Annotated in this window: 16 protein-coding genes and 1 pseudogene; 12 read left to right on the plus strand and 5 right to left on the minus strand. The window is 44.2% G+C overall.

The features are described 5' to 3' along the window. The first annotated feature begins 4 nt into the window (after nt 1-4). From ACTJIX_RS11890 to ACTJIX_RS11905, 4 genes are all read left to right on the plus strand, one after another. The gene (locus ACTJIX_RS11890; RefSeq protein ID WP_034429690.1) at nt 5-1,405 is read left to right on the plus strand and encodes a C13 family peptidase; all 1,401 of its coding nucleotides are present in this window, start codon (nt 5-7) and stop codon (nt 1,403-1,405) included. Nucleotides 1,406-1,444: 39 nt separating this feature from the next. Further along, nucleotides 1,445-2,281, plus strand: a complete 837-nt coding sequence (gene fghA, locus ACTJIX_RS11895; protein ID WP_004893253.1) for an S-formylglutathione hydrolase — start codon at nt 1,445-1,447, stop codon at nt 2,279-2,281. Between the two features lie 116 nt (nt 2,282-2,397). Beyond that, nucleotides 2,398-3,516, plus strand: a complete 1,119-nt coding sequence (locus ACTJIX_RS11900; protein WP_004893261.1) for a YjgN family protein — start codon at nt 2,398-2,400, stop codon at nt 3,514-3,516. Between the two features lie 12 nt (nt 3,517-3,528). Continuing rightward, nucleotides 3,529-4,569 carry a M48 family metallopeptidase gene (locus ACTJIX_RS11905; protein ID WP_004893264.1) on the plus strand — a complete coding sequence of 347 codons (1,041 nt, stop codon included), beginning with the start codon at nt 3,529-3,531 and terminating at the stop codon, nt 4,567-4,569. Between the two features lie 3 nt (nt 4,570-4,572). Here ACTJIX_RS11905 and ACTJIX_RS11910 read toward each other — a convergent pair whose 3' ends face one another. After that, nucleotides 4,573-4,863: a DUF2218 domain-containing protein gene (locus ACTJIX_RS11910; protein ID WP_004893266.1), complete on the minus strand. Its 291-nt coding sequence runs from the start codon at nt 4,861-4,863 to the stop codon at nt 4,573-4,575. A 173-nt stretch (nt 4,864-5,036) separates the two neighbouring features. On the opposite strand from ACTJIX_RS11910, the gene rpe reads away from it, so the two are divergent. The 4 genes from rpe to ACTJIX_RS11930 all read left to right on the plus strand — a co-directional run bounded on the left by rpe (nt 5,037) and on the right by ACTJIX_RS11930 (nt 7,968). Beyond that, nucleotides 5,037-5,723, plus strand: coding sequence for a ribulose-phosphate 3-epimerase (rpe, locus tag ACTJIX_RS11915; protein WP_004893268.1), 687 nt, complete (start codon nt 5,037-5,039; stop codon nt 5,721-5,723). A gap of 643 nt (nt 5,724-6,366) precedes the next feature. Then, nucleotides 6,367-6,684, plus strand: coding sequence for a quaternary ammonium compound efflux SMR transporter SugE (gene sugE, locus ACTJIX_RS11920; protein ID WP_004811247.1), 318 nt, complete (start codon nt 6,367-6,369; stop codon nt 6,682-6,684). 110 nt (nt 6,685-6,794) lie between these two features. After that, a complete protein-coding gene (locus ACTJIX_RS11925) occupies nt 6,795-7,277 on the plus strand; it encodes a methylated-DNA--[protein]-cysteine S-methyltransferase (RefSeq protein ID WP_026056795.1) in 483 nt (160 codons plus the stop codon). A gap of 37 nt (nt 7,278-7,314) precedes the next feature. Next, complete coding sequence (locus tag ACTJIX_RS11930) at nt 7,315-7,968, plus strand: nuclease-related domain-containing protein (protein WP_004893270.1); 654 nt, start codon at nt 7,315-7,317, stop codon at nt 7,966-7,968. A 16-nt stretch (nt 7,969-7,984) separates the two neighbouring features. Here the strand turns inward: ACTJIX_RS11930 and ACTJIX_RS11935 are convergent, their stop codons facing one another. Next, nucleotides 7,985-8,935, minus strand: a complete 951-nt coding sequence (locus ACTJIX_RS11935) for a tRNA dihydrouridine synthase (RefSeq protein WP_004893272.1) — start codon at nt 8,933-8,935, stop codon at nt 7,985-7,987. Nucleotides 8,936-9,145: 210 nt separating this feature from the next. Between ACTJIX_RS11935 and ACTJIX_RS11940 the strand changes: the two are divergent. Continuing rightward, nucleotides 9,146-9,910, plus strand: a pseudogene (locus ACTJIX_RS11940) (class I SAM-dependent methyltransferase). Nucleotides 9,911-9,976: 66 nt separating this feature from the next. On the opposite strand, the gene ACTJIX_RS11945 reads toward ACTJIX_RS11940, so the two are convergent. Further along, on the minus strand, nt 9,977-10,786 hold the full coding sequence (locus ACTJIX_RS11945) for a cytochrome C assembly family protein (RefSeq protein ID WP_004893275.1): 810 nt from the start codon (nt 10,784-10,786) through the stop codon (nt 9,977-9,979). A gap of 138 nt (nt 10,787-10,924) precedes the next feature. Here ACTJIX_RS11945 and ffh point away from each other — a divergent pair, with 138 nt between their 5' ends. The 3 genes from ffh (at nt 10,925) to ACTJIX_RS11960 (ending at nt 13,789) form a co-directional block, all read left to right on the plus strand. After that, entirely contained in the window at nt 10,925-12,331 is a 1,407-nt protein-coding gene (gene ffh, locus ACTJIX_RS11950) for a signal recognition particle protein (RefSeq protein WP_004893277.1), read from the plus strand. A gap of 142 nt (nt 12,332-12,473) precedes the next feature. After that, the gene (locus ACTJIX_RS11955; RefSeq protein ID WP_004893278.1) at nt 12,474-13,040 is read left to right on the plus strand and encodes an RBBP9/YdeN family alpha/beta hydrolase; all 567 of its coding nucleotides are present in this window, start codon (nt 12,474-12,476) and stop codon (nt 13,038-13,040) included. Between the two features lie 137 nt (nt 13,041-13,177). Next, the gene (locus ACTJIX_RS11960) at nt 13,178-13,789 is read left to right on the plus strand and encodes an RBBP9/YdeN family alpha/beta hydrolase (RefSeq protein WP_004893279.1); all 612 of its coding nucleotides are present in this window, start codon (nt 13,178-13,180) and stop codon (nt 13,787-13,789) included. On the opposite strand, the gene ACTJIX_RS11965 is transcribed toward ACTJIX_RS11960, so the two are convergent. Both ACTJIX_RS11965 and ACTJIX_RS11970 read right to left on the minus strand, forming a co-directional pair. Then, nucleotides 13,737-14,483 carry a type III pantothenate kinase gene (locus tag ACTJIX_RS11965; RefSeq protein ID WP_004893280.1) on the minus strand — a complete coding sequence of 249 codons (747 nt, stop codon included), beginning with the start codon at nt 14,481-14,483 and terminating at the stop codon, nt 13,737-13,739. The two genes, ACTJIX_RS11960 and ACTJIX_RS11965, sit on opposite strands and share 53 nt — an antisense overlap. Nucleotides 14,484-14,493: 10 nt before the next feature. After that, a complete protein-coding gene (locus tag ACTJIX_RS11970) occupies nt 14,494-15,249 on the minus strand; it encodes a biotin--[acetyl-CoA-carboxylase] ligase (protein WP_004893281.1) in 756 nt (251 codons plus the stop codon). Nucleotides 15,250-15,274 lie beyond the last annotated feature (25 nt).

The raw sequence follows: 15,274 nt of genomic DNA on the forward strand, positions 1-15,274 counted from the left end.
TCCTATGATCGACTTCAAACCATCCATTAATTTTTGGCACGATTTTAAGAGCAATCAAATTGCCGGAATATGGTTGTTTCTGGGGTCGAGGCGTTCCCTGCAAATGGTACGTCCCTCCATTCTTCAACTGGTGTTCTGGGGCATTCTGGGTGGTTGTGCCAACAGCCTGTTCAGCTGGCTCAGTTCAGGCCGGATTGGGGAATTTAACTCCCAAGGTCTGGTTAGCTACGCACTCTGGCCTTTTATTGCCCTGATTGTCGGGATTTTTCTGTCACAGCGGATCAATAATCCGCGTTTGATGCTGGTGCCGGCCTTGCTCTGGCTGGTACTGGATACGCACATCATGCTATTTCAGTGTCTGATTCAGTATCTGGGCGATCTCGACTATCTGCCATATATTCTGTATGACTATATCCCGACCTTATTTGTGATGCTGTTTGTCTGGCAAAGTCTGGCTGTGGTCTGGGTATTCTCACGTGAGCTGAAATGGCCGTGGTGGGAACGGGCACTCATTATGCTGGCAACCCTGTTTACCTTGGTCGTTTGGCAAATATCTGTCAAAGATCAGCCGATCTGGAAAGTAGAAGAAGTCCCGCCAAGTTTTGCTGAAGATGCCTTCTATGCACAACCTAATTTACTAAACAAAGCGCTGGATTCTATTGAATATGGCGAGTTTGCGCAGTCACACTGGTATTTTGTGGGTGTGGCAGGTGCAAGCTATCAAGATGTATTCTATTCAGAGATTGAACGGATCAAGGAACAGTTTGATACCCGCTTTGGAACCTTTGGGCGTTCGATTGCCTTGGTAAATCATCCAGCAGCTCGCACCGAGATGCCAATTGCTTCCAAAACCAGTATGGAACTGGCTTTACGCCGTATTGGCCAGCAGATGAATCGCGAAAGTGATGTGCTCTTCCTGTACATGACCTCGCATGGTTTGCCAAACGTATTTGAAATGGAAAATGCACCGCTAGATCTGGCACAGGTCGATCCAAAGTGGCTGCGTGACACGCTGGATGCATCCGGTATCCGCTGGCGAGTTATTGTGATTTCTGCCTGTTACTCCGGCAGTTTTGTTTCTGCACTGCAAAATGAAAATACCTTGATCATCACCGCTTCAGCAGCAGATCGCCAGTCCTTTGGCTGCTCGAATGAAGCCGACTATACCTACTTTGGCCGTGCCTTCTTTGATGAAGCGATGCGTGAGCAGGACAGCTTAAAGGAAGCTTTTACACAAGCCAGCCAGACGGTAGCGAAGTGGGAAAGTGCACAAGGCTTTGAACCGTCTGAACCACAGTGGGTTATCGGTAAGAATATGGAATTGATGTTACCTCAGCTTGAACAACGTCTTTTCCCGCCAGCGACAATAGCTTCAGCTTCCCAGTCAGTCGCTTTGGCGCCCTAAACTGATCAATGACTTTAGAAAATACAAAAAGGAATCATGATGGAACTGCTACAGAATAATAGAAGTTTTGAAGGTGAACAGCGAATCTATCGCTTTGATTCTAAAGTGCTAAAAAATTCAGCGCGCTTTGGTATATTCCTGCCGCCGCAAGCCTTGGCAGGACAAAGCTGCCCAGCGTTATTCTATTTGGCAGGTCTGACCTGTACTGAAGAAACCTTTGCGATTAAAGCGCATGCGCAGCGTCTGGCAGCACAGCTTGGCTTAATCCTGATTACGCCAGATACCTCGCCACGTGGTGAAGGGGTAGCTGAAGGGGATAACTGGGACATCGGACAGGGTGCCGGTTTCTATATCAATGCAACGCAGTTTCCTTGGGCTGAACACTTCCAGATGGAAAGCTTCATCATGAATGAGCTTTATCCCTTGGTAAATGAAGAATTTGAAATTCAGCCGGGCAAAATCGGTATTTTTGGACATTCGATGGGCGGTCATGGTGCCTTAACCTTGGCATTTAAATATCCAGAAAAATTTGTCTCTGTTTCTGCCTTCGCTCCGATCTGTGCACCAAGCCAATGCCCTTGGGGTGAAAAGGCCTTTAGCAATTATTTAGGTGAAGATCGTGCAGAATGGGCCAAACATGATGCGACTGAACTGGTCAAAGCCAAAGGCGCACTTTATCCGGATATCCTGATTGACCAAGGCTTTAATGATCAGTTCTATAGCCAGCTGAATCCTGCCTTATTCCAGCAAGCTTGTGATGCCGTGGGACAAAAGCTTACCTTACGTGAACATCAGGGCTATGATCACGGTTATTACTTTATTCAAAGCTTTGTTGATGACCATCTACAGTTCCATGCGGTACAGCTCGAAAACTAATTTTTAGCTATAATCAAAAGCAAATGACTCATGACATGGATGCAAATATACATGACATCCATGTCTGATCATGCGCTATACTTGCAAAGATTTATATAATAAAAACAAGGCAGTTTATGCAAAATACCAGTGATATAGACGCATCTACAATTCCTCCAGTCATTCCACCATTCCCACCTGATATTTCAGCCATGCCGGAAGTAAGACCTATACGGGTAGGCGAATTACAGTATTTTCGTTTTCATGGGACTGCCAGTGAATATTTCGGTATCTGGATTGTGAATATCCTGCTGACGATAGTCACTTTAGGATTGTATTCACCTTGGGCCAAGGTACGCCGTCTGCGTTATTTTTATGGTAATACTGAATTTGTACAACGCCGTTTCGACTTTACCGGGGTACCAGTCAAAATTTTGATGGGGCGTCTGATTGCGCTAGGACTATATTTTGCCATTTCGATTGCTTCAAACCTGTCTACTACAGCGACACTGGTCGGGTTACTGATTCTTTATCTGGCAGTGCCCTGGCTGATTCGGGCGACACTACGATTTAATGCCCGCAACAGTAAATTTGGCAATGCCCGGTTTTATTTTGGCGGTACCAATAAGGAAGCTTACTGGACCTTTATCAAAGCCATCCTGATTTATATCCTGACCCTAGGGATCTTTTTCCCGGTATTGGTCTGGCTATATAAACGTTATTGCTTTGATCATCTCTATGCAGGCCAGTTGAAATTCAAGCTGAATGCCACATGGGGCGATTACATGAAGGCCATGTATGTCCCATTGTTTATTTTCATGGGTTTTCTGGTTGCGGTGATGATCTTTGGCATAGGTTCCAGTTTTGCCAATCTTGGCAATCCTGGAGTTTTAAGCTCGCTAATCGGCTGGATTGTGGCGATTTATCTATTTGGTTTTTTCATCATTTTCCCCCTGATGCAGGCCCGGATTTTTATTACCACCTGGAACAATACATCTATCAGTCGTAGCCAGTTCAAGACCGAGTGTACCCAATGGCACTATACCTGGATTCTGGTGACTAACTGGATCGCACGTATTCTGAGTTTAGGTTTGCTTACACCATGGGCAGCGATTCGTCTATATCGCTATCAGGTGGAATCATTAACCCTGAATTTACGTAATGATCCGGACATGATGATGAACAGAGCACAGCAGGATCACAGTGCGCTGGCAGAAGAGATCAGTGACATCTTCGATATTGATGTGTCGTTATAACAGGAGAAAAGTATGTCTACTCAGGTCACTGACGTCATTTTCTATGATGGCATTATCTCAAAACCGCAACCGGCGCAGGTGTCCCGGATTGATGATCAGTCGGTACTGATTCGTTATGGCGAAGCTTATGCACAGCAGCGGCGTTATCTGTATGCAGACATGCAGCTGATTGGAGCACTTGGAAAAATTCAGCCAGTGATTGAACTCCAAGATGATGCCCGCCTGGAGTTTTCTTCTGAGCTGCCAGAATGGTTTAATTTACAGCGTAAGGGATTACAGCACTCGATCTGGAAACTGGAACGCACCCCGGCTTTAATTCTGTTTAGTGTGGCATTTGTACTGGCACTGGGTTTTGCGACAATTAAATGGGGCATTCCAGCAGCTTCCTATCATGTGGCTCATCATCTGCCTGCCAACACTTTGACGCGTATGGGCGATGAAGCAGAAAGCTATGTCCTGAAGATGACTGAAGACACTAAACTGCCTAAGGCACGTCAGCAGACGATAGTAGCTCAATATCAACAACTGGTTGCAGGAGATCAGCCGGCGAAAGTGGTGTTCCGTCAAGGTGGAGCAATCGGTGCCAATGCACTGGCGATTCCAAACAATACCATTATCCTGACTGATGAACTGGTCGCACTGGCTCAGGATGATCGGGAAATTATGGGGGTGTTGGCACATGAACAGGGCCATCTGGTACAGCGGCATAGCCTGCAACAGGCACTTTCCAGTTTAGGGTTTAGCGTAATTTTAATCATGATTACCGGTGATGGTTCAGACCTGCTTACCAATTTACCGGTGGCCATGGTCGGCGCCAGCTATTCGCGTAATTTTGAGGCTGAAGCAGATGACTATGCTTTAAATGCGATGCAGGCTCAGCATATCCCTACCATTCATTTTGCCAACTTCCTAGAACGCTTGGCTAAAGACAGTGGGGAAGATAAGGAGGCCGAAAGCTCAGTATGGGATTTCTTTAGTAGCCATCCTGCAACACAAGAGCGGATTAAGGCGGTAAAAGCATTTGAGGCAGAACATACACTACGACAGCCCTGAGGCTTAGAGTTGCTGAATTTGCCATTCTGCCTGTAAAGGCTCCTGACCCATCCGTTCGAGATGCTCAATGACCACCTGCTGTAGTCGCGGCAGGTCGACATCTTCCTGCTGTGCCCGAATCTGTACCCGTAAATGCTGATCCGTAGGTATCATTTCCACCATCGCATTCGGCATGTGAATTTGAATATTCTGTTCAGTCGAGGCCACTTCAAATTTGTGTTGCCAATGTTTCATTAACCGTAAGGCAATACGTTGAGCTTGTAAGGTCGGAATATCAGCATAACTTTCTTGCATGGTTTGAATGATCTTGTTGAGAGGTATTCATCATAGGCGGGAGCATCCATAACCGGCAAGTCTTGTCCTATAACAATTTGTTAAGCGGATGCGATTATTCAGGCGAACAGACGCAGGCGCAAATACAATTTGTTATAATGCGGTATTCATCTCATATTCAGCCAGGTTCTTCCATGTCCAAGCCGTATTTAATTGCACCTTCTATTTTGTCTGCTGACTTTGCCCGCTTAGGTGAAGAAGTTGAAAATGTACTGGCAGCAGGTGCTGATGTTGTTCATTTTGATGTCATGGACAACCACTATGTGCCAAACCTGACTTTTGGGGCAGGTGTGTGTAAGGCATTGAAAAAATATGGCATTAAGGCACCGATTGATGTGCATCTTATGGTCAAACCGGTCGATCGCATGATTGGTGATTTCCTTGAAGCCGGTGCGGACATTATTACTTTTCATCCGGAAGCTTCTGATCACGTTGACCGTTCTTTGCAGCTGATTAAATCTGGCGGTGCTCAGGCGGGTCTGGTATTTAATCCGGCAACACCTTTGCATTACCTTGATTATGTACTGGATAAAGTGGATCAGATCCTGTTGATGAGTGTAAACCCGGGCTTTGGTGGTCAGAAATTTATTCCGATGACTTTGGATAAATTACGTCAGGCACGCAAGATCATTGATGCTTCTGGTCGTGATATCCGTCTAGAAGTAGATGGTGGTGTAGGACCAGCCAATATCCGCGAAATTGCAGAAGCGGGTGCGGATATGTTTGTGGCAGGTTCAGCGATCTTCGGTAAACCGGATTATAAAGCTGTGATTGATGAAATGTGTGCAGAACTGGCGAAAGTAGGACAAGTCACTGTCTGATCGGAATTTTATGTTATTCACAGCAGACTGTGGATAACTTTATGGATAAGTATATGGATATCTATGTGGGTAACCCTATGGATATCCAGCATAAATTGTAATCAATTGTAGCTTGGTTGTTTAAGCATTATACAAAATATGTATAAAAAGAACTCAATTTGGGTCCTTTTTCTATTTTGAAAGGCTTACAAATTCTGGTGTTTTATTCATCAGCGCTTACAAATCAAGCTTCATAAAAAGTGATCAACTTATTTTAAATTCGTGTTTCATTGTGTAACTTCTCCGAACAATTTTAAATTTAATTCATGTGCATAACTTAATTATTTGATGGGGATAAACTTCTTGTTTTGGAGCAGTGCTGAGCACCTTGTTGTCATTTTTAAAGTGACTGAGAACTCTGTTTTATTCTTAACTGTGTATCTAAAGTAGCGATTTTTTCGAGGGCTGTCTTGGGTGCTTGAGTTAAGCTGAGTTAAGTTACATCTCATACGGTCAATTTTTGTAATCTGCACTATATTTTTGCAAGTAATTTTATACAATCTCACAGTTTTAGGAGGAACGACCTCCCTTGATGTAAAATATTGCTTTTACTCAGGAAAAATCGTCAGGACGGCCTGATTTCTTAATTCATGAAGGAGGGTATATGGCCTGGTTTTTACTCATACTGGCAGGTCTTTTTGAGGTAGTGTGGGCCTACTCAATGAAGCTATCGGAAGGCTTCAGCAAACTGACCCCCAGCATTATTACTATCTTTTTCATGTTTCTAAGTTTTGCACTGCTGGCTTACGCTATGCGTACGCTACCTTTAGGCACCGCCTATACCATCTGGACCGGAATTGGTGCAGTTGGTTCTTTCCTGATTGGGATTTTTATTTTGGGAGAACCTGCGACTGCCATGCGCATGCTAGCAGCTGTCTTGATTATTTCCGGTCTGGTTTTGATGAAACTCTCATCTTCTTAAAGTTTATAGGGTGTACCCTAATGTAAATGTTTCAGTATTTATTTATATCAGCCTTATATTGATCATTGCGTTAAAATAATCTTTCTATGGCAATCCAACAGGGTGAAGACATGAACTTAAGCTATATCTATATGGATTCACCTGTAGGGCAATTGCGATTGGTCGCCAGTACTGAGGCACTGGTTGCGGTGCTCTGGGATTGTGAAACGCCGAACCGGGTAAAGCTGGCAACTTTAATGGAAGATCCTGAGCATCCTGTTCTGGTTGCGACTAAAGTACAGTTGGAACAATATTTTGCTGGTCAACGTAGCTGTTTTGATGTGCCACTCGATTTTGCTGGTACACCATTTCAGAAAAGTGTCTGGCAGGCCTTGCTGAATATTCCTTATGGAGAAACTCGAACCTATCGTGATATTGCCCTGGAAATTGGTAATCCGAAAGCGGTTCGTGCCGTGGGGGCTGCCAACGGTCGTAATCCGATTTCGATTATTGCTCCATGCCATCGTGTGATTGGTGCCAATGGCGCTTTGGTGGGTTTTGCAGGTGGACTGGAGCGCAAGGAAATCCTGTTAAATATTGAACGAAATAAGTAAGATATATTCTATCCTAATAAAAATCTGACCTGACAAAATGAATCCATTTTTTGCTCCAGTGATTGAAAATTTCTGGTGGCTGTTTCTTTTATTTTCCTTAGCAGCTTTATTCAAGCTATTTAAACCATATCTCAAAGGGAAATTCGGTGAGTTTACCGTTGTTGTGCATGCTAAACGCTATCTTAAACAGCCGCATTATATTTTGATGAATGACCTGACCTTTGAGGATGGGCAAGGGGCTACTACCCAGATTGATCATTTACTGTTAAGCCCATTTGGGCTATTTGTGATTGAAACCAAGAACTATAAAGGCTGGATTTTTGGTGGTGAACGTCAAAAAATGTGGACTCAAAAACTTTATAAACAGAGTTATAAATTCCAGAATCCGCTGCATCAGAATTATAAACACGTCAAAGTGCTGGAACAGGTTCTGACAGACGTTTTAAGTCCAGAACATATCCATTCACTGGTGGTGTTTATGCCAGAAGCTGAGTTTAAGACCGCGATGCCAGCAAATGTTTTTCGTAATGCCAGCTGGACGGATTACGTGAAAAGCTTTCAGGAGCCGGTAATTTCTGAAACCAAACTCAATCGGATTCAGCTGCATCTGGAGAAGGCTATGCTGGAGAAATCCAGGCAGACCAATCGTCAACATATAGAAGGCTTAAAGCAGCGTAAGCAAGTTAAATAAAAAATCCCTGAAAAGTTCAGGGATTTTTAGCTGAATGCTGAGCAGCTTTGAGCTTTTCAGTAATTTCTTCCAGCGGTTTTACCCGTTTTACTTCATCCCACAGCGACTTCGCTTCAGGATAATGCTTGGACATCATGCCGAGCCACTGCTTATAACGACCGACCATATTCATTTCTTTTTTATAGGAACCATTCAGAAAACGAATTTGCAGACCAAGCAGTTCGTTCCAGCTAATGAGTGGATCATCACTATTTTTACGGATACATTGAGTCAAATCAGGCGTCGTTACTGCACCGCGTCCAATCATCAGATCTTCACATCCAGATTCCAGCTGACATTGCTTGGCATCCGCATTTGTCCAGATTTCACCATTAGCAATGACATTAATCTTTAAAGCTTCACGAATCGGTTGCAGCTGGTCCCAGAATGCAGGGGGGGTATAGCCATCCGCTTTAGTCCGTGCATGCACTGTTACCCAGGCAGCACCAGCATCTTCAATGGCATGGGCATTTTCCAGCATAAAGTTACGGTCCATATAGCCAAGCCGCATTTTTGCAGATACCGGAATATGTGCAGGAACCGCATCACGCACTGCTTTCACCAGCTCATACACGACTTCTGGCTCATCCAGCAGCACTGAACCGCCACGATGACGGTTGACGGTTTTAGCCGGACAGCCAAAATTCATATCAATTGCGGGTGCCCCCATAGCAGCAACTTTGACTGCGTTGGCTGCCAGCATTTCCGGATTATTCCCCAAGAACTGTACATGTACCGGTGTACCGGCTGCAGTTTTACCTTCATTTAGGAGTTCAGGGCAATAATTATAGTAAACATGGTCCGGCAGCAGCGAATCTGTGACACGAATAAACTCGGTCACACACCAGTCAAAGCTTCCGACGGATGTCAGTACATCGCGCATAATCGGGTCCGTTAAGCCTTCCATGGGTGCAAGAACAAGTTTCAACGTGTTCACCTGTGAATTTGAAAAACGGTGTTATACGGCTTTTTCGCCTGAATGTCCAGGCAGTTTAAATTTCATGCTTATAAAGGGAGGGAGCGTGAGAATGGATTTAGTACATATCGATAGAACGACTGTCTTCAGCACAATAAAATAATAGAGTTTTACATATTGATGGCTATATTGAAAAGAATAATAAATCTTCAGGATGGCAGTATGGAACAGCCTCATTTCAAGGATTATTTCTCCCAGCAGTCACAAGACTACGCTTTATTTCGTCCACATTATCCAGACATGTTGGGCAAGATATTGTCAGAGCTGTCACCTGATATACAACTGGCTCTAGACGTTGATTGTGGTTCAGGGCAGTTTTCAGAGGTCTTGGCAAATTACTTCGATCAAGTGATTGCAATTGATGGCAGTGCTGAACAGCTTGCCCAAGCCAAGTCTCATCCAAAAATACAGTATCTTCAAGCTGCAGCAGAAAATATTCCTCTGGTTGATCAGAGTGTTGATCTGATTTCGGTAGCGCAAGCTGCACATTGGCTGGACCTGGACAAGTTTTATGCATAAGTCCAACGTATTGCGAAACCAAATGCCATTCTGGCTTTGATTACTTATGGTGTTTTTAATGTTGATGAGGAGCATTTGAATCATTATTTCAGGCATTTTTATGAAGTGACACTTGCATCATACTGGCCACCAGAACGTCATCATGTAGATGAAGGTTATCAAAATCTGGCATTTCCATTCCAAGAAATTTCAATTTCGTCCCCTGTGCTGCAAGTTGAATGGAACTTTTACTAGCTGATTGGTTATATGAGTACCTGGTCAGCTGTTAAAGTAGCCACTAAAGCTTTGGGACATAACCCACTCAATATACTGGCAGATACCATGTTATCCGAATGGGAAGATCCGGAATTGCCCAGAGTCATCCGCTGGCCCCTGTCGGTACGGGTAGGCAGAGTAAATCCAGATTAAGTTTTGGCAAATAAAAAGCCCAGTAGTTGGGCTTATGAAAATATTAATTTTAAAAAAATCTTAAACTTACTTATTCAACAACATTTCCAGCACAAACTTGGAACCGATAAAACCTACAGCCAGCAAACCAAAACCGATTAAAGTAAAACGAACCGCTTTTTGTCCACGCCAGCCAAATTTCCAGTGACCAATCAGTAAAGCGCCATAGACCAGCCAGGAAATAATACTAAATGCTGTTTTATGTGCGAGGTGTTGGGCGAAGAAATCATCAATGGTAAAGAAGCCGAAACCTAAGGCAATAGTCAGTAGGACAAAACCGGTCATCAGCATATCAAACAGCAATGATTCCATATCCTGATACGATGGTAACAAATTGACCCAGACCCGGCGTTTCTGTTTTTTCTTGAGTTCACGGTCCTGAAAACGCAGAATCACCGCCTGAATGGTGGCCATCAGCAGCACTGCATAGGCAGATAATGACAGGATAATATGAATATCAAGACCAAGCGAGTTCTGCACAATGATTTTGGCTTGTGGGGTAAAAGCAAAGCCTAAAATCAGGCCAGTCGCTGCAACCGGAATACCAATCAGATTCAATGGCAAAATAGGGCGATAGGTACTATAAGCCAGACTCAGTAAAAGCATCAGTCCGGAAGTAAACGAAACCAGAACAAAAACATCATAATTTATCCCCATCGGGGTGTGCATGTCACCATAAAGAACCATGCCATGTAATACCAGACCAAGAGCGGCCGTGATACCAACAAACCACTGATTTGGAATACGTTTCGACATTAAATGAACAAACAAATACCAGAAAGATGCGGTATAGGCGACTAATGCCAAAATTGTATAAACCAGAGGGAGGCTAACCATGTCTAACCTTTTTAAGGGTGATGAATATTCATTTATATAAATTCGATGCGAACTACAGTATCCTATAGCATTCTATGCATAAATTTTCTATTTTAAGAAACAATTTTTTGCTCACGGCTATTTTAAGCGGATTTTGCAATGTTTGATACCTTAACAGAACGACTCACGCAGAGTTTAAGAAATGTTACTGGCTCAGGGCAGCTAACCGAAGACAATATTAAAGATACGTTACGTGAAGTACGTATGGCACTTCTTGAAGCCGACGTTGCGTTACCTGTAACTCGTGAATTTATCGCGAAAGTTAAGGAAGAAGCATTGGGCCAGGAAGTGATGACTCAGTTATCTCCAGGCCAGGCCTTCGTCAAGATTGTCTATGACGAATTAACCAAGATGATGGGTGCGGCGAACGAGAGCCTCGACCTGGCAGCAAAACCACCTGTGGTTGTGCTACTTGCTGGTTTGCAGGGTGCGGGTAAAACCACGACTGCTGCAAAACTTGCACGTTTCTTACAAGAACGTCAAAAGAAAAAAGTCGCGATGGTGTCTGCCGACGTATACCGTCCAGCAGCGATCAAGCAGCTACAAACGGTTGCGGGTGAAGTAGGTGCGATTTTCCTTGAATCGAATGCCAATGAACGTCCAATTGATATTGCCAACCGTGCCATCGAACAAGCAAAAATCCAGTTTGCTGATGTCCTGATTGTCGATACCGCAGGCCGTCTGCATGTCGATGATGACATGATGGATGAGATCAAAGAGTTGCACGCTGCGATTAGCCCAACTGAAACCCTGTTCGTGGTCGATGCCATGACTGGTCAGGATGCGGCAAATACTGCAAAAGCCTTCAACGATGCTCTACCTTTGACTGGTGTAATCCTGACCAAGACTGATGGTGATGCTCGGGGTGGTGCAGCACTTTCTGTTCGTGCCATTACCGGCAAGCCAATCAAGTTCCTGGGGATGGGTGAAAAGCTGGATGCGCTTGAGCCATTCCATCCGGAACGTGTGGCACAGCGTATTCTTGGTATGGGTGACGTGCTTTCTCTGGTCGAAGAAGTTGAACGCAAAATCGACAAAGAAAAAGCCGAGAAAATGGCGAAAAAACTGCAAAAAGGCGGCAGCTTCAACTTTGAAGATATGCTGATGCAGTTTGAGCAAATGAACAAGATGGGTGGCATGATGGGCTTTCTGGATAAACTTCCAGGAATGAGCAGTGCTGGCCTTCAGGATGCAATTGCTCAAGCCAACCCTGAAAAACAAATCAAGAAAATGGAAGCGATCATCCAGTCTATGACTGTTAAAGAGCGTCGTAACCCTGACTTGATGAACCCAAGCCGTAAGAAGCGTATTGCAGCAGGCTGTGGTATGGATGTTGCTGAAGTGAATAAACTGATCAAGCAGCATGCCCAGATGGCGAAAATGATGAAGAAATTTGCCAATCCATCAGGTATGGCAAAAATGATGAAGTCACTCGGCGGCTTGCAGAAACAGTTTGGCGGCGGTGGTGGCATGGGTCCACTGTTCGGCGGCAACGACAAGAAATAAGTTCTTTGTTTAAAAAAAGGTGCTTCATGCGCCTTTTTTGCTTTTTAAGATATACAGTTTAATCAAAGCATACATTTACTTACCCAATCCTGTCGTTAGCTGAGGCAGACTCTTTAAAAAATGCAAATACAGGAGTAATAAAATGACGCAAGTGATTGTGGTACACGGCTATACGGCTGGTCCAGATGAAAACTGGTATCCCTGGATTCAGCAAAAAGCTAAGGAAGAACATGTAAGCCTAAAAGTTTTACGACTTGATCCCTCTACCACACCTCGGCTGGAAACCTGGCAAAAGCAGATGCAGGAGCAGATAGAAAGCGTCGATGAGAACAGTATCTTTATCGCTCACAGCTTAGGAACTATTGCAGCTTTGCATTATTTATCTCATAAATTGAAACAACAGAAGATCAAGCAACTCGTACTCATCGCTGGTTTTAATGGTCGACTCGGACGTCTGGAAGAGGTTAATCCATTTATTGATGCTGCCCAAATTGACTTTGATTTATTGAAGCAGCAGATTCAGGAACGAGTGGTCATCTACTCTGAAGGTGATGATCGGGTAGCACCAAAATTTAGTCTGGAGCAGGCAGAAAGTCTGGATGCACAAGTGATTAAGGCTCAGCATTTTGGTCATTTTATTGACTCGCAAGGCTGCACTGAACTGCCTGAAGTCTGGCAAAGTATTGAACCAAATCTTATACGCCAATAAGCGTTTCGAGGCTGAAAGATTAAACTTTACAAAATGGGTGCTAGTGGTCTGGAAATTTGCTTGAAAGCTTTGTAAAACATGTTAAAACAATGAGCCGGTAGCATCATTATTTTAACAATTAGTATAAGTATACAGCTATGACAAATAAATCAGGAAACGTTTATATCATTCATGACTATCAGTCGACCTCTAATGACCATTGGTATCCGTGGTTAAGTCGACAGGTCAAGAAACTTGGTATTGATGCTAAGCGCATCATGTTAGCCAATCCATTAGAACCGAAAATGCAAGATTGGCAACAAAGTCTGGCAGTGCAGATCCCGCAAATGGATGCCGATACCATTCTGGTAGCACACGGGTTGAGCTGCCTGAGTGTGCTGAAATTCGTAGAACAGCACTATCTGACTCACCGTAAAGCTATTCGTGGGGTAGTGATGGTGGCAGGTTTTGATCAGCCGCTGGTGATGTGGTCAGAACTGAATGATCTAGTGCGCAGTGTAAAACTGGATTTCAAAACACTTTCTAAAAGCTATAAATACGGGGTTATGTACATTTCTAACAATGATCCACATGTACCCACTGCCATGTCTTTAAGTCTGGCCCATCGACTTCTCAATACTCAGATTTTTGAAGTCTTGCAGGCCGGACATTTTGAAAAAACTGATGGTTATGCGGATTTCCCACAGCTACTGGAAGTTATCCACCGGCTGTATGGTCTAAATGAGCTGCAAAATGCTGCAGGCCTTTAAGTAACAGGTCGGGTTCAATCACGGGCTGGAAGGATTGTAAATGCTGTGCAAACAGTGGCGCATCACCACCTGTAAGAATCAGCTGGGCAGGGAAGTCACTTAATACCTTTTCAATGGTGCTGAGTAGACCGAGCAGAATACCGTGATGTACGGCATCAATGGTATTGCGTCCCGGGCTCAGCTCTTCAAACGCAGCATCTGGAATTTTAATGCCTTTGGTATTCTGAATCAGGGCATCTCGCTGTAGATGTAAGTTTGGCAGGATAAAACCCCCCAGATGTTTTTGCCCTTGAGCCAAGTCAATGGTGAGAGCGGTACCACAGCTAATGACGCAATAGTTTTGTGTATTCGATGTTGCAACTGCCAACACCTGTAACCAACGGTCAATTCCGAGTTGAGCCGGATCATCATAACCACAGATCAGGCCTGCATATTCAGCATGAACTTTGGCAAAGATCACTGGAATATTCAGGCGTTTTAGAATTTTCAGGATACGTTCATTATTTTGCTTATCTAGTACAGAAGAGATTCCCACCTGATGCAAGCCTGATCCCATAAAATGCTGAATCAGACCCAGCAGTAAATCCGCTGGAGACTGTAGATGCATTTCAGCCGCATGTTCAATGATACGATCTTGTTCCGTGATCCAGTATTTAAGACGTGTATTGCCAATATCCAGCCATAATTTTTTCATTGATCTTGCCTTAGCTACCAGTCTTTAAACGTAATTGCCCTTGATAAAAGGTCTGAATACCAGATTCAGTCTCAATCTGCACCGCGCCATCTTCCTGAATACCGGCAAAGATACCGGCATATTGTCCTTGTAGGTCAGTAAATTCCACCTGTTGCTGAATAAAAGCGGCATAATGATTAAAGCGGGCCGCCAGATTGTGGCTGCCATGATTAAACCATTGACCCGCCTGTTGAATGGCCTGATAGAGTTCAGCAATCAGCTGGTTGCGTATCACTGTAGCCAGGCCCAGTTCAGAAAGGGAAGTGATCGGCTGATCCAATTGTTCTGCTTCAATCGGGGCCAGGTTAATTCCCACACCGACCACTGCCTGATGGGTAGAGATCGGCTCTACCAGAATGCCGCCCCATTTGGCATTCTGACTATATAAATCATTTGGCCATTTCACTTGCAGATCAAGCTTTTGCAAGCCAGGCATTTGCAGAATATTGAGTGCAACTTCAAGCGCGAGACGACCATCAATCGGTATCTCTGTATTCAGCAATGTGCTTAAATAGATATTGCCTTCCGGAGAAATCCATTGGCGTTGACGCTGGCCTCGGCCCTGAGTTTGGGCACGACTGCTGACCAATACCTGTCGAATGCCTTTTTGAGCGAGATCCCGGACATCATCATTGGTCGAAGTGGTGACGGGTTTCAGCAACAGGACTTCAGGCAGTTGTCCTGCATCTTTAAGCAGTTGTTGCAGTTCGCGAGTTTCTATATCCATCTGAATTTAAACGTGGTAAATGTCG

Source organism: Acinetobacter sp. 22323 (assembly GCF_052044895.1).
GTDB lineage: Bacteria > Pseudomonadota > Gammaproteobacteria > Pseudomonadales > Moraxellaceae > Acinetobacter > Acinetobacter schindleri.

What these genes read in the sequence shown, in the direction of transcription:
- ACTJIX_RS11960 (WP_004893279.1), top strand. Translation starts at nt 13,178, where the DNA reads ATGACAAATAAATCAGGAAACGTTTATATCATTCATGACTATCAGTCG.
- ACTJIX_RS11945 (WP_004893275.1), bottom strand. Translation starts at nt 10,786, where the DNA reads ATGGTTAGCCTCCCTCTGGTTTATACAATTTTGGCATTAGTCGCCTAT.
- ACTJIX_RS11905 (WP_004893264.1), top strand. Translation starts at nt 3,529, where the DNA reads ATGTCTACTCAGGTCACTGACGTCATTTTCTATGATGGCATTATCTCA.
- rpe (WP_004893268.1), top strand. Translation starts at nt 5,037, where the DNA reads ATGTCCAAGCCGTATTTAATTGCACCTTCTATTTTGTCTGCTGACTTT.
- ACTJIX_RS11890 (WP_034429690.1), top strand. Translation starts at nt 5, where the DNA reads ATGATCGACTTCAAACCATCCATTAATTTTTGGCACGATTTTAAGAGC.
- ACTJIX_RS11925 (WP_026056795.1), top strand. Translation starts at nt 6,795, where the DNA reads ATGAACTTAAGCTATATCTATATGGATTCACCTGTAGGGCAATTGCGA.
- fghA (WP_004893253.1), top strand. Translation starts at nt 1,445, where the DNA reads ATGGAACTGCTACAGAATAATAGAAGTTTTGAAGGTGAACAGCGAATC.
- ACTJIX_RS11955 (WP_004893278.1), top strand. Translation starts at nt 12,474, where the DNA reads ATGACGCAAGTGATTGTGGTACACGGCTATACGGCTGGTCCAGATGAA.
- ACTJIX_RS11970 (WP_004893281.1), bottom strand. Translation starts at nt 15,249, where the DNA reads ATGGATATAGAAACTCGCGAACTGCAACAACTGCTTAAAGATGCAGGA.
- ACTJIX_RS11965 (WP_004893280.1), bottom strand. Translation starts at nt 14,483, where the DNA reads ATGAAAAAATTATGGCTGGATATTGGCAATACACGTCTTAAATACTGG.
- sugE (WP_004811247.1), top strand. Translation starts at nt 6,367, where the DNA reads ATGGCCTGGTTTTTACTCATACTGGCAGGTCTTTTTGAGGTAGTGTGG.
- ACTJIX_RS11900 (WP_004893261.1), top strand. Translation starts at nt 2,398, where the DNA reads ATGCAAAATACCAGTGATATAGACGCATCTACAATTCCTCCAGTCATT.
- ffh (WP_004893277.1), top strand. Translation starts at nt 10,925, where the DNA reads ATGTTTGATACCTTAACAGAACGACTCACGCAGAGTTTAAGAAATGTT.
- ACTJIX_RS11930 (WP_004893270.1), top strand. Translation starts at nt 7,315, where the DNA reads ATGAATCCATTTTTTGCTCCAGTGATTGAAAATTTCTGGTGGCTGTTT.
- ACTJIX_RS11910 (WP_004893266.1), bottom strand. Translation starts at nt 4,863, where the DNA reads ATGCAAGAAAGTTATGCTGATATTCCGACCTTACAAGCTCAACGTATT.